Source organism: Moritella marina ATCC 15381 (assembly GCF_008931805.1).
In the GTDB taxonomy this organism is placed as follows: domain Bacteria; phylum Pseudomonadota; class Gammaproteobacteria; order Enterobacterales; family Moritellaceae; genus Moritella; species Moritella marina.
In genome coordinates, this window is the sequence record NZ_CP044399.1 from 4,470,198 (window position 1) to 4,492,258 (window position 22,061).

The 22,061-nt window shown below is 41.2% G+C and carries 20 protein-coding genes; 6 read left to right on the top strand and 14 right to left on the bottom strand.

The window, feature by feature from the left end; translation table 11 throughout:
* Window positions 1-82: 82 nt before the first annotated feature.
* The 8 genes from FR932_RS20180 to FR932_RS20215 form a co-directional block, all read right to left on the bottom strand.
* Window positions 83-1,222, bottom strand: coding sequence for an ABC transporter ATP-binding protein (locus FR932_RS20180; RefSeq protein ID WP_019441361.1), 1,140 nt, complete (start codon window positions 1,220-1,222; stop codon window positions 83-85).
* Between the two features lie 52 nt (window positions 1,223-1,274).
* The gene (locus FR932_RS20185; protein WP_019441362.1) at window positions 1,275-2,027 is read right to left on the bottom strand and encodes an HAD family hydrolase; all 753 of its coding nucleotides are present in this window, start codon (window positions 2,025-2,027) and stop codon (window positions 1,275-1,277) included.
* Window positions 2,017-3,558 carry a CehA/McbA family metallohydrolase gene (locus tag FR932_RS20190; RefSeq protein ID WP_019441363.1) on the bottom strand — a complete coding sequence of 514 codons (1,542 nt, stop codon included), beginning with the start codon at window positions 3,556-3,558 and terminating at the stop codon, window positions 2,017-2,019. Before FR932_RS20190 ends, FR932_RS20185 begins: the two co-directional genes overlap by 11 nt.
* Before the next feature lie 148 nt (window positions 3,559-3,706).
* A complete protein-coding gene (locus FR932_RS20195; protein WP_019441364.1) occupies window positions 3,707-4,987 on the bottom strand; it encodes an extracellular solute-binding protein in 1,281 nt (426 codons plus the stop codon).
* Window positions 4,988-4,993: 6 nt separating this feature from the next.
* Entirely contained in the window at window positions 4,994-5,932 is a 939-nt protein-coding gene (locus tag FR932_RS20200; RefSeq protein WP_019441365.1) for a carbohydrate ABC transporter permease, read from the bottom strand.
* An 11-nt stretch (window positions 5,933-5,943) separates the two neighbouring features.
* The gene (locus FR932_RS20205; RefSeq protein WP_019441366.1) at window positions 5,944-6,852 is read right to left on the bottom strand and encodes a carbohydrate ABC transporter permease; all 909 of its coding nucleotides are present in this window, start codon (window positions 6,850-6,852) and stop codon (window positions 5,944-5,946) included.
* Between the two features lie 116 nt (window positions 6,853-6,968).
* Window positions 6,969-7,871 carry a LysR substrate-binding domain-containing protein gene (locus FR932_RS20210; protein WP_019441367.1) on the bottom strand — a complete coding sequence of 301 codons (903 nt, stop codon included), beginning with the start codon at window positions 7,869-7,871 and terminating at the stop codon, window positions 6,969-6,971.
* A 98-nt stretch (window positions 7,872-7,969) separates the two neighbouring features.
* Window positions 7,970-8,323 (bottom strand): DMT family transporter, encoded by a 354-nt coding sequence (locus FR932_RS20215; protein ID WP_019628966.1) that lies wholly within the window; start codon window positions 8,321-8,323, stop codon window positions 7,970-7,972.
* Window positions 8,324-8,622: 299 nt separating this feature from the next.
* Between FR932_RS20215 and FR932_RS20220 the strand changes: the two genes are divergently transcribed.
* On the top strand, window positions 8,623-9,735 hold the full coding sequence (locus FR932_RS20220; protein WP_019441369.1) for a ferredoxin reductase: 1,113 nt from the start codon (window positions 8,623-8,625) through the stop codon (window positions 9,733-9,735).
* Between the two features lie 139 nt (window positions 9,736-9,874).
* Window positions 9,875-10,912 (top strand): fatty acid desaturase family protein, encoded by a 1,038-nt coding sequence (locus tag FR932_RS20225; RefSeq protein ID WP_196805532.1) that lies wholly within the window; start codon window positions 9,875-9,877, stop codon window positions 10,910-10,912.
* A 109-nt stretch (window positions 10,913-11,021) separates the two neighbouring features.
* Here FR932_RS20225 and FR932_RS20230 read toward each other — a convergent pair whose 3' ends face one another.
* The 6 genes from FR932_RS20230 to FR932_RS20255 form a co-directional block, all read right to left on the bottom strand.
* Window positions 11,022-11,681 (bottom strand): HAD family hydrolase, encoded by a 660-nt coding sequence (locus FR932_RS20230; protein WP_019441371.1) that lies wholly within the window; start codon window positions 11,679-11,681, stop codon window positions 11,022-11,024.
* Between the two features lie 11 nt (window positions 11,682-11,692).
* On the bottom strand, window positions 11,693-12,709 hold the full coding sequence (locus FR932_RS20235; protein WP_019441372.1) for an ABC transporter ATP-binding protein: 1,017 nt from the start codon (window positions 12,707-12,709) through the stop codon (window positions 11,693-11,695).
* Window positions 12,709-13,497, bottom strand: a complete 789-nt coding sequence (locus tag FR932_RS20240) for an ABC transporter permease (RefSeq protein ID WP_019441373.1) — start codon at window positions 13,495-13,497, stop codon at window positions 12,709-12,711. Before FR932_RS20240 ends, FR932_RS20235 begins: the two co-directional genes overlap by 1 nt.
* Complete coding sequence (locus FR932_RS20245; protein WP_019441374.1) at window positions 13,484-14,377, bottom strand: ABC transporter permease; 894 nt, start codon at window positions 14,375-14,377, stop codon at window positions 13,484-13,486. The genes FR932_RS20240 and FR932_RS20245 overlap by 14 nt, the downstream gene beginning before the upstream one ends.
* On the bottom strand, window positions 14,374-15,282 hold the full coding sequence (locus FR932_RS20250) for an alkaline phosphatase family protein (protein WP_019441375.1): 909 nt from the start codon (window positions 15,280-15,282) through the stop codon (window positions 14,374-14,376). The genes FR932_RS20245 and FR932_RS20250 overlap by 4 nt, the downstream gene beginning before the upstream one ends.
* Before the next feature lie 61 nt (window positions 15,283-15,343).
* Window positions 15,344-16,393, bottom strand: a complete 1,050-nt coding sequence (locus tag FR932_RS20255; RefSeq protein ID WP_019441376.1) for an ABC transporter substrate-binding protein — start codon at window positions 16,391-16,393, stop codon at window positions 15,344-15,346.
* A gap of 321 nt (window positions 16,394-16,714) precedes the next feature.
* Between FR932_RS20255 and FR932_RS20260 the strand changes: the two genes are divergently transcribed.
* The 4 genes from FR932_RS20260 (at window position 16,715) to putA (ending at window position 22,038) form a co-directional block, all read left to right on the top strand.
* A complete protein-coding gene (locus tag FR932_RS20260) occupies window positions 16,715-17,293 on the top strand; it encodes a cache domain-containing protein (RefSeq protein ID WP_019441377.1) in 579 nt (192 codons plus the stop codon).
* A 238-nt stretch (window positions 17,294-17,531) separates the two neighbouring features.
* A complete protein-coding gene (locus tag FR932_RS20265; protein ID WP_019441378.1) occupies window positions 17,532-18,146 on the top strand; it encodes a trimeric intracellular cation channel family protein in 615 nt (204 codons plus the stop codon).
* A gap of 98 nt (window positions 18,147-18,244) precedes the next feature.
* The gene (locus tag FR932_RS20270) at window positions 18,245-18,736 is read left to right on the top strand and encodes a YbaN family protein (RefSeq protein WP_019441379.1); all 492 of its coding nucleotides are present in this window, start codon (window positions 18,245-18,247) and stop codon (window positions 18,734-18,736) included.
* A gap of 185 nt (window positions 18,737-18,921) precedes the next feature.
* Window positions 18,922-22,038, top strand: coding sequence for a bifunctional proline dehydrogenase/L-glutamate gamma-semialdehyde dehydrogenase PutA (gene putA / locus FR932_RS20275; RefSeq protein WP_019441380.1), 3,117 nt, complete (start codon window positions 18,922-18,924; stop codon window positions 22,036-22,038).
* Window positions 22,039-22,061: the final 23 nt, after the last annotated feature.

Genomic DNA, 22,061 nt, shown 5'->3' on the forward strand with positions numbered 1-22,061 from the left:
ATAGCTAAACGTTTACCCAATAAAAAAGAGCAATACGCTAGTCGTATCGCTCTTTTTTTGGTTTATATAATATCAATAATGGCTAGTTAGTGAGAGCTAGCTCAGTATCAATGTCAAACAAGTGGCAATGGGACATATCAAAATGCATATAATGACTTTCACTATGCTGAATGTTGCTCTTTGGAGCAAAATGGCAACGGGCAATGATCTGTTCTTGTCCTAATACGCAATAGAGATACATTTCATTGCCCATTGATTCAACTACTTTGATGTAAGTGAGCTCAATATTTTGTTCTTGGGCTGTCGCAGCTTCTGTAGATGGCGCAACGAGAGATATGTGCTCAGGGCGTAATCCAAACCAAACTTGTTGACCGATTTTATCCGTCACTTTTTCCGCTTTGTTGCTTGGTAATAAAAATTTAGCCCCATTATCTAATAGGATGTAAGTAGCATCATTTTCTTGGCTCACCGTCGCACGCAGCAAGTTCATTGCCGGAGAACCAATAAAGCCTGCAACAAATTTATTTGCCGGTGAATGATACAAGTTCATCGGCGTATCAACTTGCATGATGTTACCTTGATCAAGGACACAAATACGATCACCTAGTGTCATCGCTTCAACCTGATCATGGGTGACATAAATCATCGTCGCATTCTGGCCTTCAGCTTTTAAATCATGGTGAAGTTGGGCAATACTGATACGGGTAGATACGCGTAATTTAGCATCTAAATTAGATAAAGGTTCATCAAATAAAAACACATCGGGTTTACGTACCATCGCTCGACCTAGGGCAACTCGTTGGCGTTGACCACCTGACATTTCACCCGGTTTACTGGCTAATAAGTGCGTAATTTCTAATGTTTCAGCGGCATCACTAATACGACGTTCTATTTCGCGTTTATTGATTTTTTGCTGCTTTAAACCAAACGCCATGTTTTCATATACTGACATGTGTGGGTAGAGGGCATAGTTTTGAAAAACCATGGAGATACCGCGATCTTTAGGCGGTAAATTATTAACGCACTTATTACCGATCATGATCTGGCCATCACTGATGTCTTCTAATCCCGCGATCATGCGTAATGTGGTTGATTTTGCACAGCCCGACGGACCAACAAAGACCATAAACTCACCTTCATGGATCGTAAGGTCGATACCGTGAACAGCTTTAAATCCGTTTGGATAAACTTTTTCTACCTGACGTAGTATTACTTCAGCCATTATGATTTCCGTATTATTTGTGGTAATTATTCGTGATAATGATTAGTCGCTATTAGCGCTGATTAATTGTCATCAACAAATCAGTATTAAAGTCAGCAACGGAATACAGGACAATATCCGCATAAGGCTTTAATTCGTCTTCGGTTGCTGTGCCAGTTAAAACGCCGATGGTGCTCGCGCCGGCATTACGGCCAAATTTCATATCAGAGACGGTATCGCCAAACATGATCACTTGCTCTGCTGTTAAATCGCAAACCTGGCAAAAAGCATGCAATAATGCCGGGGCTGGTTTCGGCGCAATATCGCCATCGGAATAACCAACAAAATCGAATAAATCGTGTAATTGCGTCTGCATTAAGCTGTAGAGGGTGGCGTCTTTACTGTCCGCAGTGGCAATACCCAGTTTGAAGCCTTGGGCTTTTAGATCTATTAATCTATCTTTAACCTCGGGTAAGGCTTGGATCAGCGCAGGATTATCTTCAACCTGTTTATTGAATAGTTTTTTTACTGTCTGGCTGAATAGACTTTTATCACTGCTTAGTTGCAATAGTTGATACCAAGCTTCAGCAGTGTCTTCGACAGGGTTGGAAGCCAATAATCCATGATTATCAACATAATCTCCGTGCACGCCAATAGCTGCTAGTAAAGCGGTAATATCAATATTGGTGTTATTATCATCGCTGTTGTTTTTAGCTGGGTAAGCATTAAGGGTATCTGTCGCAGCGCCTTTGGCTACTTGTAACCACATTTGATGAAATTCGAGCAAGGTGCCATCTTTGTCGAATAGTAAGCCTTTAATTTCCATGGGTATTTGTCTCTTGCATTAATTCGCCCCAAGTATTTACCAGAGGTTGGCTAAAGATGCTTTTGGTCGCGTTATAAATTGGGTTTATTAGCCCTTCAAATTCAGCCGTGTCGTTGTCATAACTGTTATTGATACTATTGTCATAACTATTATTAATAAAAGTGCCGCGACGAATATCAATACGTAGCCAAGCATAGTTGCTCATATCAACTTGGAAATGAGTGTTTTCATCGGTTAGCTTTATACGGCTGATCACTTCGCCATCGGCGATACATTCGGCATAATATGCAGTGCGTTTATCTGTGACGGCTAGGTGATAATCGATAACTCTGTTACCGACATCTTGACCCGGTAATACCGTGCCATTATTAATTTGAAAATCCAAACCACATTGACGCTCTAGATAAACATGGCCTTGACGTAAGCCTTGTAAAATACCGTTACCCGATAGCGTATCGGCATGCACAAAAGTACTTGGGTCGCCATAAATGGATGGTTCAGTGGCATTGGCGTTACGTTCATGCGGTGCTAAATGCGAATCACTGCCGCCAACGCCTGCGATACGATGACCACAATTCCATAGCTGCGTGAGTAGAGTTAATGCGCCTTCAGTTGCTTTCGGTGAGGTTGGCCATGTTGGATCACAGCAAATTTCCAAGGTATTTACTTTATTTAGTGCGATGTCTTGGTAATGCCAATGCCAGGGTTTCATCATTGGATGGTTTATGCTGATATTGCCTTCATCGTTGGCAACTAAATCAAGACCTTGTTCAATCAGTGCTGCACTTGAATAAGCGGCATTGAACATGTTGAGCATACGGCGAGGGCCGTGAACATTAAAATGCCCTTGGTCTGTGGTGACTTCAATTGCAGGTAAGATTAATGTTTTGTCGGTAACGGGCAATGCAGGGTGGCAAATATTGTGTTCGGTAATAAAAAAGAAATCGAGCGCTTGTTGCTCTGCTATTTGCGCCGCTGCAGCAAGGGTATTATGACCATCGGATAATAAGGTGTGAGCGTGTAAATCACCGCGATACCAAGCTGCGTTATTATTTTTACTGTGGTGGTAATCAAAGTGAATATTGTGATCTAGTGGCGAGCCTGGATTGGTACGTAAGCAGGCTTGAGTCGGTGTTGCAAGTAATGGTGTGTTGGTGCTGCACTCAGGAGTAAGTTGCTCATTTAATTCAATACCTCTTTCTATTTCAGTATCAATATTAATAGCATAATGCATCGCCTTTGGTGTGCGATTTTCACCTTCCAGGTTATATAAGTGTAATTGCCAATCACCCGCAGGGAGGTTTCCTGCAATACCGCCAAGTGACGCAGATTCTGACGTTAAGATTAGTGTTTTATCGGCTTTTTGAAATAATAAATTGGCGCGTAATTGCTGCTTACTGTCATACAGATAAGCATATAAAAAGCCTTTTTTAACAGTCGTACCTGTCAGGGTGAGGGTGTTAATATTAGCGCTAACATTAAAATTCAAAACGCGATGGCCAAAGACCAATTCACCGGTAAAATTCAACATGGTAAATCCTTGCTGTTATTAGTTATGTTGGTGATGAATGCCGCACACCCACCACCAATTATTCGTCTTATTTTTCTTACTTATGTTTCTTACTTATGTTTCATACTTATGTTTCATACTTATGTTTCATGTCGAGACATAGATAAGTTTAGCGATTAGCACGGTCTAGTGCGCGTTGAGCACGTTTAGCCGCTTGCTTAAGGGCTTTTTCAGCGGGCATATTTTCAATTAAAATCTGATCCGCAGCGATAGACAGTGCATCGGTGATCTTGCCTTTCGTTGGATCAAAGAAGTCCTGACTTGCCGTACTTGCTTGCAGCAATGGGATCAATGCTTGCGGGTTTTTCGCCGTGTAAACTTGGTATGCAGGCACATCTTTTACACTCTCACGTACCGGAATATAACCCGTGGTCATAGACCAGCGTGCGGTATTTTCTGCCGATGTGTAAAACTTCATGAATTCGAAAGCACCTTGTGCAGCTTCATCATCAGTGCCTTTTGGCATAACAAAACTGACCGCGCCCGCTTGTGGTGCAGCAGGGTTATTTCCCCAACCTGGTTGCGTTGTTGCGCCAAGTTTAGTGAAATCAAGATCACCTTGATCGCCTGATGAACCGGTATAGCCCAGTGCACGATCTTTCACGACATCATCAATGGTCTTGTACCAGTATTCCCAGCCTTGACCGCCGTGATGAATACGCATTGTTTCATCTTCATGGATCCACTTACGGAAACTATTCCAAACGGTTATCCACTCAGGCGAGTTAATTAAAATTGTTTTGCCATCATCACTAATGATTTTTCCGCCATTAGAATAGGCCGCATCAATTAAGTTTTCTTCACCCCACATTGGTTCCCAACCATAAAATGTAGTGTTGCCTTTGGCATCTTTTTTGGTTACCGCAGCAGATACTTTTGCTACGCCTTGCCACGTGCTTAAATCTTTTGCAGTGAAACCATGGTCTGCTAATACTTGCTTGTTGTAATAGAATATTTGCGTGGTGCCATAAGCTGGAAGTCCGTAAACCTCGCCATTATCGGCGGTTACCTGATCGCGGAATGCATCAAGGAAATCAGCATAGTTAAAGCTGTCGTCCATGTAAGGGCGAAGATCACGAGTCAGATTACGCGCTACCATCATTTTTGCTTGGCTAGAATAAAGCAGCACAAATTCAGGTGCAGTTTTTGACGCTAAACCCGCTTGTAGTTTCTGATAGGTTTCATCGTAATTGCCTTGTAGGGCACTGTTAATGACATAGTCTTGCTGGCTGCTGTTAAATTCAGATACCAGAGAGGTCATTAACTGCTGCTGCTTTGAGCCACCAGAATACCAAAAGTCCACTTCGGTTGTCGCCATTGCGCTACCTGCAAACGCGAATGCGCCGACTGCGTAGCTAGAACATACAATTGCTAATGTTTTCAGTTTCATATTTATTTACTCTTTTACGCCGTTATCGGCAATGCCGGACAAAATTGTTTTTTGACAAATAATGAATAGAATCAACAGTGGCATTACTGCAATGGTGCTTGCTGCCATAATCTGTGACCAGTTTAAGCCGTAATTACCTTCGGCAATAAAGAACTGCCTGATCCCCGTCGCAATCAAATTAAGATCTTGTGAGGTGATAAGTAGGCTTGGCCACATATAACTGTTGTAGTTAGTAATAAAGGTAATCAAGAACAAGGTAGCTAATGCTGATTTGCATTGTGGTAGCACGATTGCCCAAAGAATTTTAATTTCTCCAGCACCATCAATTCGTGCGGCTTCAATCAGTGATGGATGCACTTTTAGAAATACTTGGCGCAGGTAAAACACCCCGAATACACTGGCGGCATTAGAGATGATTAAACCGGTGTGGCTATCAAGTAAGCCCATATTTGCCAAGGTAATGTAAGACGGAATATAAGTCACCGCGCCGGGTAACATGTAACAAGCCATGACGATGAAATAGAGTACCGTGCGCGACTTAAATTTAAGTTGGGTAATAGCATAGGCAAACATCGCCGAGTTAATCATCACGATCAGTGTGGTGAAAAATGCCACGCTGAAACTGTTCATGATGTACAGACCAAACGGCGCACTTTCAAATGTGTCTACAAATGTTTGCCAATGAAATGTTTCTGGCAAGATGTTCAGTGGATTACTAAATATCTCATCATTGGTTTTCATTGAACCTGATATCATCCACACAAACGGGAACACCATAATCAAACCCGACGCACTTAAAAATCCGTGTTTCGCTACCAAGCTAGCAAATGATTTTATTAATGTATTAATCGGTGTTGCTGGTTTTGCGATTTTATTGTTTGCTGTTGTTTGTGGTTCGTTACTTTGGAATTTAACCAAAGGTAAATCAATAGATTGCGTGCTCATCGGTATTTTCCTTAGTAATATATCCAGCGTTTACCCATCTCGGTATTAATTAATGTTAATACGCCGGTGATAGCTAAAATGATGAGTGATGTTGCTGCCGCAGGGCCCATATCGTATTGCTCAAATGCTTGCTGATAGAACAAATATAATAACGTTCGGGTGCTACCGCTTGGGCCGCCTTGGGTTAATATTTGGAATTGGTCAAAGGCCTGTACCGAATTGATCATGTTGACAATAATCAGGAAAAACGTGGTTGGTGAGATCAGCGGTAAAGTAATTTTGATGAAGCGCGTTAATGGACTACAACCATCAATCAGTGACGCTTCATACAAGGATGTCGGGATCTTGTTTAGCGCGCTAATAAAGAACAGCATGGTCCAGCCAACTGCTTGCCAAACGGTCACAATAACCACGACAGTCATCGCCGTATCACCGCTTTCTAACCAAGCAATTGGCGCTATGCCTACTTTCGCTAACAGTAAATTAACTAAACCAGATTTGGTTTCAAATACCCATGACCAAACAATTGATACTGCAACAGTCGGTGTGATCCAAGGTGAAAATATAACCGCGCGATACAGCTGGCTGCCGCGGAAGTTCTTATGCAGTAATAAGGCAAAGCCCAATCCTAGCATCACAGTTGGAATAACCACGCCCAGTGAAAACACGAAGGTATTGTAAAGCGCATCAGTAAAGTAACTGTCTTCAATCATGTATTGATAGTTTTCAACACCGACAAAGTTATATTCCGGAGAAATATAATCCCAGTCGGTAAAGCTGATGTAGATGCTCCAACCAAATGGCACGATCCAGAAAGCCAATAGGGGGATCAATAAAGGCGCTATAAATAACAGTACCTTTAGTTTTTCCGACATCGTACGCGGTATGACATGTGATAGAGAGTGTGAATTAATCTTCATGCTTAGTTTGTCCTTAACTGTATGGAGTCATCATAGAGTGGCACTGTGACAAATTTGCTTGCGTCATCATTATATTTTCCATCGTCAGGCATAAGAAAAAGTGATGACCTAATTGACTAGACATTAGAAAAACTAGCCAGCATGGCATTGTCGGTATTTTGCTGTTCTAGCCAATCACAAAAGAAGTTTACTTTGGCGCTACGCTTATTGGCTGTGATGATGTAATGACTCGAATCAGAGGGCATGCTGCCTGCCATCGCCAGAACAAGTTCGCCAGATGCCAGTGCTTTTTCGGCTACGAGTGAGCGCACTAGCATTAAGCCAATACCTTGCTTTACGGCTTCTAAACCATGTAATGAATTACTGATTTCGAGTTGAATATTCGGTGAGACGGGCGCGATATCATGATGACATAACCATTGCATCCAGCTTTCTTCATAACCTTTTACTTGAATGGCTGGCAGCTGCGAAATATCATTTTTTTCGAGGGCATCACAGTGTCGCTGTTTGAACGCTGGACTGCATACCATGAGCCATTGCTCTTGGCATAAGGGGGTTGCTTGAGTGCCTTCGCTGTCGATAAAACCATTGGTGATCTCAACATCGACATCAGTGCAGGGTTGTCGAGATGGCCAATCCACTAACGTCAGATCTAATTTAATAAAGGCAAATTTACTGGTGAAATCAGCTAATTTGGGAATTAACCAATTATGGCAAATCGACGTATTTACTTTAATGCGCAAGACATCAGACTGTTGTTGGCCAAATAATATTTGCGTTTGTAATTTAAGGTGTTGTAGTGATCCGGATACCACGGGTAAGTACTGTTGCGCGGCTTGGGTTAATGTCACGCCACGTTGATTACGAATAAACAAAGTACAATTAAGGAACTGCTCAAGATTTTTTAGCTGTTGGCTTACCGCTGCTTGGGTAACGTGAAGTTCACGTGATGCCGCGCCTATTGAGCCGAGTCGAGATACAGCTTCGAAAGCTAATAATGAACGTTGTGGTGGAAGCATACATAACCTTAACCATAAAATGGCTAAGGTAGTGTATTTTTATGACAGTATGATGAAACTTGTTGATAAGACTATTTATTAATGGCGACTCTAGTTTATTAATGGCTAATAGTTGTTGAGAAAATATTAATAATGACACTGCCGAGTAAGATCAAACTTATCCCTAAAATGGCCACCCAGTCGAGTTGTTGGCCATACCACAACCAGCTAATCACAGTAACGAGTATGATCCCCGCACCACACCAGATCGCATACGCGATACCAATTGGCACTGATTTGATGGTGACCGACAGTAAGAAAAACGCCAGCGCATAGCAAATTAATACAATCGCACTGATTAACGGCTGACTGAATTGCTGAGTTTTTGGTAATAACGACGTTGCGATCACCTCAAAGATAATCGCCAGCAGCAGTAATAAATTAGGGGACATTGTAGTCAGTATTTTCATCATGGTGTTTTAATCGTTTCTATCAATATTAATGAGCGCGCCACAATACCTGAATAACATGACAGTATCCAGCGCATCAGTATTAGATTTATTGATGTTGGTATTAACTTAAATTACCATTTTTATATATAGGTAACACTTGTTCACTTATTGTTTTTCTGGTAAATGTTTCGTATTACTCGTAACGTCATGTAAATATAGATTTATTTAAGTTAATGTAAATTTAAAATTAAAGTTAAAATATTGATGGATCATTCTAGAGTACGAGTGTAAGCTCATTTAACTTTTAGGGAGACCGCTACATGCTTAATGTTTTAACCAATAAATTATCACTGACGTTATTTAATAACGATACGTTTAAGGCTTACTTCGCCCCATTTTCAACGAAACCTATTGCCGTACTGATGGGGGAGATGTTTGCTGCGACAGTCGTGAAAATGAAAACTGAAAATAATGATATGTATTCATTAACACTAGCGATTTCAGGCAAGGTCAATGAACAGCATTTTTCTTTTCAGCCAGGGCAATATATTGAGCTGCAAGTAAAAAAGAATGGTAGCTACATTAAACGTCCTTTTACTATTTCATCTTCGTTAGCGCAATTACAGCAAGATAAAACCATCACCTTAACCATTAAAAAACAATTTGCAGGCCGTGTTACGCCTTGGTTATCAAGTGCTATTAAGCAAGGTGAAATGTTAGGTGTTTCACCTGCGAAAGGTGATTTTGTATTGAACCGTTTATCAAAAATGGCAGTAAATAAAGAGGTGATCTTTATTGCTGGTGGCAGTGGTATTACGCCTTTTCATAGCTTGCTGTTATCACATGTTGCGAATAACCCGACGATTAACTTCACTCTATTGTATTTTGCCCGTGCTAATCAACATGCATTAAACGGCAGCTTAGTGGCATTAGAGTTAGAGCATAACAACTTCACCTTGAAATTATTACAACGTGAGCGAGATGGCCATTGTTCTGCAGCCCATATCAATGCCGTGACGAGCGACTTGCAGCATAGTGAAGTTTATATTTGTGGTCCAAATAGCATGATGGATAGTACGCGAGAATTATTATTGGACATGGGTCTACCTGAAGGCGCACTGCATCTTGAGCAGTTTGGCTTAGCAAGTTTTCGCAATGTCGATCTGAATGTTGTGCGTAACGTGTCGTTTGCAATAACCAATAAAGAGGTCGTTGTGGATGAAGACAATCAGAAAACACTGTTAATACTTGCCGAAGACAACGTCGTTCCAGCTAAATATGGCTGCCGTATGGGTATTTGCCAAGAATGTAAATGTAAAAAAGTAAGTGGTGTGGTTTATAACAGCCAAACAAAAACATATTCAGATACCGGTGAAGAAGATATTCAAGCTTGTATCAGTGTACCAGTGACTGATGTCGTGATTAATTTATAGGGGTAAGATGATGGCAGAGTTAAATAAAGAGTTAAATAAAGAGTTAAATAAAGAACTAAATAAGAACTTTGGTCAAAAGTTAAATGAAGAGCAATTAGAACAACTGGCAATAGATCTTGATGGCGTAAAAGCCAAAGCCATGGAACAAGTAGGTAGTACGGATGAACGTTATATTAAAAAGGTTGTACGCCAGCAGCGTAGCTTAGAAATTGCCGGACGTATTTGCTTGGTATTGGGTTTTATGTCGCTGTATTTCTGGGGGGTGGGCGTGCTGCTATTAAGCGCATCGAAGATCTTAGATAATATGGAAATTGGCCATAACGTGCTGCATGGTCAATATGATTGGATGAACGATCCAACGTTGAACTCGCAAACATTTGAATGGGATAATGCCTGCAGTTCAGAATCATGGAAGCGCGTGCATAATTACGAACACCATACTTACACTAATATTGTCGGTAAAGATCGTGACTTTGGTTATGGATTACTACGCTTAAGTGATGACTTCTCTTGGCGCTTACGTAATACATGGCAGTTTGGTACTTACCTGGTGCTCAGTACTTTATTTCAGTGGGGTATCGCCTTTCATGAAATGGCAGGTGAACGGGTATTCTTTGGTAAGAAAAAAGCGGGTCGTACATCACACGTTGATGTTGAGCAATTAAAGAAAGTATTCTATAGCAAATCAACGCGTCAAATTCTCAAAGATTACGTTATCTTCCCATTATTAGCGGGCCCGTTTTTTGTGATGGTATTGCTGGGTAATTTAGCGGCTAATTTACTGCGTAATTTTTGGACTTCCACGATTATTTTCTGTGGTCACTTCCCAACAGAAGTGTATACCTTTACCGAAAAAGAATGTGAAGATGAATCACGTGGGCATTGGTATTATCGTCAAATTTTAGGATCTGCTAATTTAACAGGTCCTAAATGGTTTCATATTTTAACGGGCCATTTAAGCTGCCAGGTAGAGCATCACTTATTCCCTGAAGTACCTGCACACCGTTATGTTGCAATGTCGAAAGAGGTACAAGTGATTGCGGCTAAATACGGTATTGCTTATAACACCGGTAGTTTCTTTAGCCAGTATGCTTCAGTTGTACAACGAGTGATTTATTTCTCTTTCCCTGTCGGTAAAGTGACAGGTAAGAAAGCGGCGCTGTATCCACGCTTTTAACCCGTAAATACTCCGTTAATATACTGAGCACGCATTAAGGGTATCAGACATTTTGCCAACAAATGTCTATATCCTTGTGTTGGGTTAATTATGTCTACTTCCAGACTATTTATTTCCAAATCAGTTGCGGCCAGTTTTGTACTTGTGCATGCAGGGCTAATTGCGGGCAAGGGTTAACAACATGCGGATATTGGCTAAATAAGCATAGGGGCAGGTCGTTAATCGAGTCGGTATAAAAATAGCTATCGCTATAAACTTCGGTTTGTTCTGCTAACCAAGACTGTAAACGGATAACTTTACCATCTCGGTAACTGGCAACCCCCAGAATATTCGCCGTATAGCAGCTATCTTCTATCTGCATGTCAATGCCCATCGCATGCTCAATACCCAGCTTTATCGCTACTTTTTTAACAATAAAACTCACCGTCGCCGAGATCAATACCGTGGTGATCTTGTCTTGCTTTAGCTGTGCTAACAGTTGTTGTGCTTGCGGGAATACCATTGGCATAATATATTTTTCGACACATTCATCAACCAAGCAATCAACTTGCTGTTTCGTCAAATATGCAAGCGGTGCCATGGCAAAATTAAGGTATTCTGGCATATCTAATTTACCGGCAGAATACAGACTCATTAAGCGTTTATCTTCGGCTAAAAAATTACTGTCGGTGATAATACCTTTCTCGACTAAAAACTGATGCCATAACATGGCGCTATCAGCTGCAATTAAGGTTTCGTCTAAATCAAAAATATACAGTGGTTGGCTCATAGTATGCTCTCTTAACTGACCTGTTGTAATTCGTTGAGGTTAAACAATAGTTCTAGCGGTGTACCCGTTGCGAATAAGCGTTCTGATGAACGATTTAATAAATCGACGGTAATATCATAGCCTTTTACATCGACCTGGTAACGGATCACGTTCCCTAATAATTGATGGTTTTTAATGATGCCTTGGGTTGGGGGAGAAATATGTGCACCATAATCACGGCCTGATTCACGTACATAAATGGATTCAGGGCGGATAGCTAATTTATTTTTAATGCTCATCCCCAGTACATCTTGCGCTTGCTGCGCTGATAATAAATTATAATTACCCATGAATCCGGCCACAAATTCATTGTGGGGCTGGGTATAGATTTGCTCGGCACTGCCTTGTTGTACAATTGACCCTTCATTCATCAAAAAGATACGATCAGACATGGTCATGGCCTCTTCTTGATCGTGGGTCACAAATACCGTTGTCAGGTTAAGTTCTTTTTGAATGTCACAAATTTGTTGGCGTAAATGTTTACGGATACGCGCATCCAAGGCTGACAGCGGTTCATCAAGTAATAAAATATTTGGCTGTACGACTAAGGCACGCGCCAAGGCTACTCGTTGTCTTTGTCCACCTGATAACTGGTGTGGGTGCTGGTTTTCTTTACCTTTTAATTCAACTAATTCAATGACCCGAGCCACTTGCTTGGCTATCTCATCTTTATGCAGTTTTTTCATTTTTAAACCGAAGGCGATATTATTCGCCACGGTCATATTAGGAAATAAAGCATATGATTGAAATACCATACCTATGTCTCTTTTCTGCGGTGCTAAGTCGGTAATATTTTGTTCTCCAACCCATATTTCACCTGTGTCGACACTGTTAAGTCCGGCAAGGCTACGTAACAAGGTTGATTTACCACAACCACTCGGACCGAGTAAGGTAACAAATTCACCTTGGGCGATATTGAAGTTAATGTCAGAAAATACGGTATTACTACCAAAGCTTTTTTGTAGATTTTTTACAGTAACAAAACTCATTATTGAGCTCCTCGGCTAATACGGCTGGCCAACCAAGTGAAAAGGAAAATAAAGGCGAAATAAGTCATGACTAATGCAGACGTGAAATGACCACTGGTTTGACGCATGTTATATAAATATATTTGCAGGGTTTCATAACGCGTACCCACCAAAATATTCGAAAATACAAATTCACCCAATAAGAACGAGAAAGATAAAAACAGCGATGCCAGTAAGCCTTTCTTCAAGTTGGGTAAAATAATCAGGAAGAAGGCTTGTGCGGTACTCGCGCCCAGTAAGTGTGCTGCATCCATCAGATCAGCTAAATTAATCGCTTCAAAACTATTGGCGATGGCGCGATACATAAACGGCAGGGCAATCGTGAAATAAGTACCGATTAATATCCACGGCGTACCGACAATTTGTATTGAGCTGTCCGCGTATATTTGCAGTAAACCCACAGATGACACCACTGGCGGTACCGCAAAAGGTAATAAGATCAGGATATTCATCAAACCATTTAGTTTAGGGAAATAATAAAACACCACAAAAATGGCTGGAATGATTAACAGCGCACTTAATAATAAGGCACTAATACAGACAAGCAGTGAGCGACCAAATGCAGCGATAAAGCGCGGGTCTTGCCATAACTGGCTATACCAATCAAATGTAAAGCCACTTGGTAATATAGTTGCGCCCCAGCTCGATGAAATTGAATATAAAAACGTCGCGAGGATCGGGATGACCAATACCGCTATCGTGCTATAAACAATGGCCTTATGGTACAGCGAAGAATTAGCGTTTGGCATGGTAACTCCGACTAATTAGTAGTTGGTTTATAAGCGTGATGAACGCCAGTAATAAAATAAGTAATACTGAAATGGCTGCTGCTAGATTAGGCTCTAGGAAGATATCGCCGGATACCAGACTGGCAATACGCACGGTAATAACATTATAGTTACCCGATGTTAATGCGTAGATACTGGCATAAGCGCCCATGGCATTGGCAATTAAAATGATAAAGGTACCAAGCAAGGCGGGTGATAATACCGGTAGGCCGATGTAACGCCAAAACTGCCAATTGTTAGCGCCAAGCAAAGATGAAGCAGCTTGCCAATCATCACTCAGGGCATCAAATGCAGGGTAAAGTAGTAAGGTGGCTAGTGGCACTTGAAAATAGATGTAAATAGCCAGTAAGCCCCACTGACCATACAAATTAAAATCATCAATAATGCCGTATTTCTTTAGCAGTAAAGTCAGTGCGCCGTTAAAACCGAGAATAATAATAAAGGCAAATGCCAGTGGCACACCGCTGAAGTTGGCTGTCATGTTGGTAAATGAAACGATCAAGTCTCGAGCGCGAGAATCAAAACGACGTAATGAAGACACAAATAATGCTGCAATGATAATGGCGATAAGGCTTGAGGTGACCGCTAGCCACAAGCTGTTACTGAAGCCTTGCAGGATAAAAGCGGAATCAAAAATTTCTTGATAATTTTCTAGGCTAAATTCATCTTCATAAATGAAACTATTGAACAATACCCACAACATCGGGGCAATCTGAAACATAAAAAACAGCAGTGCAAACGGTAGCAAGATTAATGCCGGTTTAAATTTAGTTAATCGCAGCGGTTTGCGAGTTGACTTGGTGTTTGCGGTTTCCACTGCGGCAACTGAAATAGTGTTCATAGACTATTTTCGCTCTTTTCTGCTTGGTTATTCGTGTTTGTGCTGGCGCTGGTTTTAATGCTGGTGTTGCAGGGCTGTTGGCGGATAAATTCAGGTTGTTTGTTTAATAGCGCTGAATTATAAGCTTTACCATGATCGACCAAACCTAATAATTGGCAAACGTTGCCACATAACTCGGTTTGTTGCATCACCGTTGGCTGGTGGCTAAAACTGTCACCGATAACAAACAAAGGTACTGCTCGTTCTTCAGGTAATATACCGCCGTGGGATCTGTCATTGTTCATGCCATGATCACTGGTGATAAGGATCTGGTATCCGGCGTCTAACCACACATCAACATAGTTAGATAAGATGATGTCTGCCCCGCGCGCGGTATTACGATATTGGCTCGAATCTAAACCAAATTTATGGCCGGCATCATCGATGTTCATCGGGTGAATAAGTAAAAAATCAGGGTTGTGTTGTTGACGCAGATTTTCAGCATCTAGAAACACCATTTCATCAGGGTAGTGGTCCATATGATAGAAACAACCATGCTGAATATTTAGGCTTGGATCGTCAGTAAAGCGATCGCGCACTGCATTGTAAGGGGCGATGTTATATAACTCACTCATCCAATGATAAGCCGCTGCGGCTGTGGTTAACGATGCTTGCTTCGCTAAACTAAATACACTGCTGTGGTGTGACAGACGAACAATATCATTATTCACTATGCCACTTTTTGCTGGTGTTACACCTGTTAATAAACATTCGTACAGTGGACGTGACATTGATGGTAGTTCACTGATAACCGGATAAAGTGTTGCTCGATCTTGCTCTATTAATGCATTCAAGTAACCCATGCAATCATGGGCTACTTGATGATTAAGACCATCGAGAACAACAAGGATTACTTTATTGTTCATTAGCTGCTCTTTTAGTGAATGTGAAGTAGTACGTTTCTATTCGATATCAAGGAGTTCATTGTTACTGGATATGCAGTAGTACATTTTCTTGCCATTGGCGTGGCAGTTTACGTGCTGTTTTTTCCCAGGCTTTAAAATCCGTAACCGAATGTACATTGTTGTATTGTTCATTGGGTAATAGTTGCGCTTGGATTTCAGCTGGTAGTGTTACGTTGTCACGGATTGGACGTGCATAACCTTGCGCTAAATTAATTTGGCCTTTATCACTGAAAATATATTCACGCGCCAGTTTTGCCGCGTTAGGATTCTGAGCATATTTATTGATAATGGTGGTGTAACCAGATATCACTGAACCATCTTGTGGAATTGATACAGTGAAACGGCTGCGGTCTATTTGATCGCGATAATTCAGGGCATTAAAGTCCCAAAGAATAGCTACTTCTACTTCGCCTTTTTCAAGGTTAGCTAAGCCTGGATCATTCAGTGATAAACGACCTTGTTTGGCAAGCTTAGAGAAGAATTCGACTGCTGGTTTGATATTTTTTTCGCTGCCACCCATTGCAAAGGCTGCTGCTAACACGGCGTTGTTCGCTTGTGATGCGATACCAACATCGCCGACAGTAACGCGGTAATCACCTTTGAGAATATCGTTCCATGATGTCGGTGGGTTTTTAACTAAATTGTTATTGGAAATAAATGAGATAGTACCTGTGTAAGCAAGTGCCCAGTGACCGTCTTTATCTTTAGCCCAATCTGGAATGCTGTCCCACGTTGTTGGTTTGTAAGCTTGTGTTACGCCTTTTTTTACTGCAACACGCGCAAATGCAAAACCGACGTCACCAATATCTGCCGTTGCATTGGTTTTTTCAGCTGAGAATTTAGCAATTTCTTGTGCCGAACTCATGTCTGTATCTTGGTGTTTTAAGCCATAAACCTCGCCCAAATCTGCCCAAGTGCCTTTCCAGTTTGCCCAGCTATCTGGCATGCCGACACTGTATACTGCGCCTTCTTTTTTTGCTGCGCTAATAACTGAATCAAGATCATCATTGGCATTTACAACTGTAGTCATCAAACTTGCGATTAATGTAGTACTGGTTAGTAATGTTTTCATTATCTCTATCTTCCTAGACAGGTGAGTAAGTACGCTGTGCATATTATGGTTTTTATGTGACAGCCTTTATGCATTTTTATGACGTTTTAATGACAACTTAATTAAACTGTAATAATGATTAATTGTTATTTTAATAAGTCACTTATCTGAGATGTGAGGGATATTTATTAGCATAATGAGCTGGTAATAGATGATTTTGTGGCAGGTATGACCATTCGTGTTTTTGCGGTTTCGATTTGTATTTTTGTCCTGTATGATCGCCCGTCCATTAGCAACAGAAGGTTGAACTAATAAGGATGTGAATGTTCATTAAGTTAATTAATGTCAAAAGCAATATCACTAGAAAAAAAGCTGCTATTAATCGCAGCAGGTTTATCTTTATTATTTATAGGGTTAAGCACGAGTTATTTTTTATATGTCCGTAATAATGTAATCGATCAACGTCGATGTGCATTGGAACCCCGCATTCATTTTATCGGCACTCTCATCAATGGTTATTATCAGCGTTACCTTGACGGTGACTTGAGTCTGGCTCAAGCTCAGCAACAAGCGATCGACGAAATTCACCAGATTAATCAAGTAAATGAAAATTATATTTTTGTATTTAACGACGACTATCTGCTTTTAGAATCAGTGAATAATGCGACGATGCGGAATCAGAACGTCAAAGAAGATCGTGATATTAATGGTGTTAAGTTATATCAGTTATTGTATAACGAGGCGGTATATCGTCAGAATGAAGGGTATTCACACTATTTTTACCACTTCAATGCAGACGGGACAGAACAAAAGAAAATCTCTTATAGCCAATACTTTAAACCTTGGGGTTGGGTCTATGGGGAAGGGGTTTATATTCTCGATGTTGATGCGTCTATTCTCAATATGATGACTTCTCATTAGTCATTAGTCATTCGTTTATCGTGTCTTAATACGACGTAAAAACCTCAGCTTGCTGGGGTTTTGTTGTTTCTGGCTATTGGATATTGTGACGAGTAGGACGAACAGAACCTTTAATGAGGTGAAAACAGTTGCCAGTTGCTTAAATCACTGGGTAGACTGCGAGCTTAACAGCTTTTTTATTAATAGACGGTTTAATTAATAAATTAAAATATGAAGTTAGTGCGACAAGGAGTTGCAGATGTTGGTCTATAGCTTAGAAATGATATGCATTGTCGCGTTCGCGCTTAGTGGTGTGTTGGTCGAATCTAATCGGGGTAAAGACATAGTCAGTATCATGATGTTGGGTTGGATCACGGCGTTAGGCGGTGGTACGTTACGCGATCTTATTTTATCTGCGGATATTATCTTTTGGATCCGTGAACCGAATTATTTTTGGACCGCGTTAGTCAGTGCCGTTATTGGTTTTTTCACTATTACCCATATCCGTAAAAACCGTCTCAATAAACTGATCATTATGTTTGATACTATTGGTGTATCACTATTTTCAGTACTCGTCACTCAACAATTATACAGTGACGGTTATGCTGCTTATGTTGCGGTATCTATGGGAATGGTCACTGCTATTTTTGGTGGGGTATTACGGGATATTCTCGCTCATCGACAAACCTTATTTAATAATACAGAGCTTTACGCTACGCCGATTATTTTAGGCTGCTGTTTGCATATCTTGTTGGTGAACCTCGCTGTTGACAGTACATTTTCTGCGCTGACTTGCATGATACTTATCGTCACTGTACGTTGGTATATCGTTGTTAAAAAGGTGCATTTCCCTGCCTTTTTATTATTAAAATAATTCGTCCACGATAGTTTTATGCTGGTGTTGCTTTATGAACGAGTATCATTGGGTTATGGTGGGTAATGCACATTTTTATAAAACGGTGACGAAATAGGATGACGACTAAACCGACAGGTAAAGCGAGATTAAAAAAGCCAGCTAACGCCGAGACAGCAGAATCAGAGTATATTGTTGATGCGCCGCAAACTGGTGAACCTATCGTCGCTGAAAATTATTTAGTCTCGCAACCGTGGCGTGCACTATTACTGTTGGCGGGTTGCCTTGCTGTTACTTTAGGTGTGCTGGGTATATTCTTACCCTTGCTACCAACTGTGCCATTTTTATTATTAGCCGCTGCTTGCTTTAGTCGTTCTTCACGCAAACTACAATTATGGTTGTTTAATCATCGTTACCTTGGCCCTTACTTAACTAACTATTTATTACGTAAAGGCATCAGTAAAAAGCAGTTAGTGAGTTCACTGTCGAGTATGTGGCTGGCGATGCTATTAGCCATTTATTTTGCCCCGTACTGGGCGGTGAAAATACTATTAGTGATCACGGCTTGTCTTGTTAGCCGCCACCTTCTATCCTTACAACGCTTACCATAATCACCAGATTTATGATTTTTATGTGGCATTTGGGTTTAAATATCCGCATAAACTGAAGTGAAGTACTAATTATTTTATATAAAACGCATTTTCTTTCTATTTCTGCTAACTAACTCATATTATTTTCGCATCTTTAATGTAACACTCTCGCAGCATTAAATTTCGTAAGTTAAGAGGCCCTTGGTATGTTTAAAGCGTTAGATGCACTTTCTCCGTCGTTTATAGATCGTCCTATGGATGAACTTTGGCAGTTAATATCTCCTTTGTATATGGTTGATGAGTCAACATGGTTAGCTGAATTGCTGCCAATGGCCCGCCCATCTGCAGAAGAGAAATCTCAGATCACCACCAATGCAACTGTGTTAATCGAACGCGTGCGCGCTGATAAACAAGCCATTCAAATGATTGATGCCTTGTTATTGGAATACAGTCTCGATACCAAAGAAGGCATCTTATTGATGTGTCTTGCTGAAGCCTTGATGCGTATTCCTGATGCGGCAACTGCGGATGCATTAATCCGTGACAAATTAAGCGTAGCAGATTGGAAATCACATTTAAAAAATTCTGATTCAACTTTTGTGAACGCATCGACATGGGGTCTATTACTGACTGGTAAAGTCGTTAGCATGGATCGCAAAGATACTAAATCAGCGGGTAACACCATTAGCCGTTTAGTTAATAAAGTATCAGAACCGATTATTCGTCAAGCAATGAATCAAGCCATGAAGATCATGGGGCACCAATTTGTATTGGGTCGTGATATTGCTGAAGCACAAAAAAATGGCCGTCCACAGCGTGATAAAGGCTTTACCTATTCATTTGATATGTTGGGTGAATCAGCGTTAACAAGCGCAGACGCGAAAAAATATTTTAATGATTACATCAAAGCAGTCGAAGCGGTTGGTAAAAACAAATACGCTAACGATAAAACGCCTGCGCCAACAGTATCAATTAAATTATCGGCATTGCACCCACGTTATGAAGTCGCGAATGAAGCGCGTGTAATGACTGAAATGCATGACACGGTATTAGAATTATTATTACGTGCGCGCGATTTAGATGTCGGTATTACTATTGATGCAGAAGAAGCTGACCGATTAGAATTATCATTAGCTTTATTTGAAAAGCTGTATCGTCATCCACGCCTACAAGGCTGGGGCAAATTCGGTATTGTGGTACAAGCTTATTCTAAGCGAGCGTTGCCAACATTGATTTGGCTTGCAGCATTAGCGAAAGAGCAGGGCGACGTGATCCCATTACGCTTAGTAAAAGGCGCTTATTGGGATACTGAACTTAAATTATCACAGCAAAATGGCTTTGATGCATACCCTGTTTATACTCGTAAAGAAGCGACCGATGTTGCCTACCTTGCCTGTGCTCGTTTCTTATTAAGCGAGCAAATCCGTGGTTGTATCTATCCACAGTTTGCGAGCCATAATGCCCATACCGTATCTGCAATTGCGACTATGGCTGAGCATAAAGACTATGAGTTCCAACGTCTACATGGCATGGGTGATGCGCTCTATAACCACGCATTAGAAATGTATGGTGTTGATGTGCGTATCTACGCGCCAGTTGGTAGCCACAAAGACTTGTTGCCATATTTGGTTCGTCGTTTATTAGAGAATGGCGCGAACAGTTCGTTCGTACACCGTTTGGTTGATGCTGATTGCCCAATTAGTGAATTAACAGAACATCCGGTTGATACTTTAGAAAGTCGACCAACGTTCCACAACAGTTTGATTCCATTACCAACGAAGATCTTTGCTGGGCGTAAAAATTCATGCAACATCAATGTTGATATTATCAGTGAGATCACGCCGTTTAATAATGAACTGACTTTGCAGATGCAAAAAACCTGGCAAGCAGCACCTGTGGTTAATGGTCAAGTGATCACCACAGAATTAGACAATGCGAAGCCTGTGAGTGCGCCTTACGACCGTCGTATTCACGTAGGTCAGGTATTGTGGTCAACGCCTGCAGAAGTAACGACAGCGTTAGATAGCGCTGCTGCTTTCTTTCCTACGTGGTCTGCTGTACCTGTTGCACAGCGTGCTGAGTGTTTAGATAAAGTCGCTGATTTATTAGAAGAAAACTTAGCTGAATTAGTGGCGTTATGTCATAAAGAAGCGGGTAAAACGATTCACGATAGCTTAGATGAAGTACGTGAAGCCGTCGACTTCTGTCGTTATTATGCAATGCAAGCCACTGAAAATTTCTCGGTAGCTAAAAACCAAGTACGTTTTGATGGTATTGCCCAACAAGTCACGCGTCAGGGACAAGGTGTCTTTGTTTGTATTAGCCCTTGGAACTTCCCATTAGCGATTTTCCTTGGCCAAGTTGCAGCAGCATTAGTGGCGGGTAACACTGTTATCGCTAAACCTGCAGAGCAAACTAGCTTGATTGCTGCACGCACGATGGAGCTGATGTTAGAAGCGGGTTTACCGAAAGAAGCTGTGCATTTACTACCAGGTAGCGGTGCGACGGTTGGTTCATTACTGACATCTGACGAACGTATTGCCGGTGTGGTATTTACTGGTTCGACTGAAACGGCACAAGTGATTAATCGAACATTGGCTAAACGTGATACTAACGTGGCGACGCTGATTGCTGAAACGGGTGGTCAAAACACCATGATCGTTGATAGTACAGCACTGCCAGAGCAAGTGGTGCGTGATGTAATGCGCTCTGCATTTGCGTCTGCGGGTCAACGCTGTAGTGCACTGCGCGTATTGTTTGTGCAAGAAGACGTTGCCGATCGTATTACCACCTTGATCCAAGGTGCAATGCAAGAGTTACACGTCGGTTTACCGCAGCAGCATCATACCGATGTGGGACCTGTGATTGATTTACTGGCGAAGAAAAAACTGCAAGCACACATTGATAAAATGCGTGAAACAAGCAAAGTGGTTGGTGAAGTTACGCTGAGTGATGAATGTAATTTTGGTGATTTCATTGCGCCTATAGCCTTTGAAATTAACAGTATTGATCAATTAGAAAATGAACAATTCGGACCTATTTTACATATTGTGCGTTATAAAGCCGCAGAGTTAAACAAGGTGATTAGCGAAATCAATGCCACTGGTTTTGGTTTAACCATGGGTATTCATAGCCGTAATGAACGTAGTTATACTGATATCGAACGCCAAATAAGAGTGGGTAACTGTTACATCAACCGCGACCAAGTTGGTGCTGTTGTTGGGGTACAACCATTCGGTGGTCAAGGTTTATCAGGTACGGGTCCAAAAGCGGGTGGTCCACATTACCTCTATCGTTTCACTAAGCAAGTTGTTAGCGTTTAAGCTGCGTCATTGTAAATTAAGGA